At 55.4% G+C, this 1261-nt stretch carries 2 protein-coding genes; both read right to left on the minus strand.

Annotated elements, in window-relative coordinates:
• Positions 1-107 precede the first annotated feature (107 nt).
• A complete protein-coding gene (locus HNR55_RS16660; RefSeq protein WP_166117246.1) occupies positions 108-833 on the minus strand; it encodes a CbtA family protein in 726 nt (241 codons plus the stop codon).
• Between the two features lie 30 nt (positions 834-863).
• Positions 864-1082 carry a CbtB domain-containing protein gene (locus tag HNR55_RS16665; RefSeq protein WP_166117248.1) on the minus strand — a complete coding sequence of 73 codons (219 nt, stop codon included), beginning with the start codon at positions 1080-1082 and terminating at the stop codon, positions 864-866.
• Between the last annotated feature and the right edge of the window lie 179 nt (positions 1083-1261).

The raw sequence follows: 1261 nt of genomic DNA on the forward strand, positions 1-1261 counted from the left end.
CTGCCGGGCGTATGGCCTTGCTCAGGTAAAGCCATATGACCCAACAAAAAAGGGCCACGCAAATGCGTGGCCCTTTTTTTATACCTGTATGAAGACTTGTTGTTGCGTTAGCGCGCCTGCACACGCGGGGACTGCAACAGCTTTTCGGCCAGTGCGCCAAAAACCAGCCCCAGAGTGGACCACATGACAAGCTGCATGCCAATGGCCGCCTCGCGGAAGCGCCAGAGTACAATAGCGGGAAAATTACCCGGGACTTCGTTAATGTCCGGCAGGCCGAACTGTGCAACCACCACAAGCGCCAGACCAAGAGCAATACCGCACAATACCGCGTTCCAGCACCCCAGAGATGCCACCAGAGCCCGACCGACCAGCAGCGAAATCATGGAAATGGCAATGGCAAGCCCCACCATGGCAAAATACATGGCCGTGCGCAGGCCAATAGTTTCCTCCAGCCCCACAGCAGGTGGGTTTGGCGGATATTTAAGATCGGGGATAAGAACAAAGGTCAAAAAGCCAATGCCAGCAAGCAGCAGGGCCAGCACACGGGGGCTGGACAGGTTCAGGCGTTTGTAAGCCAGAGCAAACACAATGGCGAACGCACCACCATATGCCGCACCATACATGAGCACTGCGGTCAGCAGGCCATAGGATGCCTGCACCGAACGGCTGACCAGTTCGGGTTCAGGCGCGTTACCTGCTGCGGCGTCCTGTGCAGCTTCAAAGGCAATGGCCAGAGCCACCTGTGGCTCACCAAACAGTTTGGCGAACACAAAGGTCAACAACGCAGCCACAATACCCGCGACCATACCGCGGGCAAGAAGACGACCAACCATGAGATGAGTTCTTTCCTGACAGATCGTTATTTAATGGCAGGGGAAGCCGAGAAGGTGGCGGCCGTCATGCACGAATTCATGCACGGAATGACCAGAAATAAGGGAGGTGGCACCCTGTTCCGCACCCACAAAGTAAATCAGCAGTGCTGCCATGATCAGGCCGAACACGGCCCAGGGCAGAATCTCACGCAGGGGGATACCGGCGTCAGCCACCAGTACGGGGGCATTTGTATGAACGGATGTGTTCATGGTGTTATCCTTTTCTCTCTTGGCAAGGTGACACAATGCAAAACATGTGCGGGTCAGTCAGAAAAACTGCGTAATCTCATGGTTGTCGTGAATGCATCATAGAATTCTGGCATCACACGGCAAGAGTTTTAACCGACGGGCCGCCATCCTCCTGCATCATTCCCCCTGCCTGCTGGGTC

The sequence above is a fragment of the Acetobacter lovaniensis genome (genome assembly GCF_014207635.1).
GTDB classification, from domain to species: domain Bacteria; phylum Pseudomonadota; class Alphaproteobacteria; order Acetobacterales; family Acetobacteraceae; genus Acetobacter; species Acetobacter lovaniensis.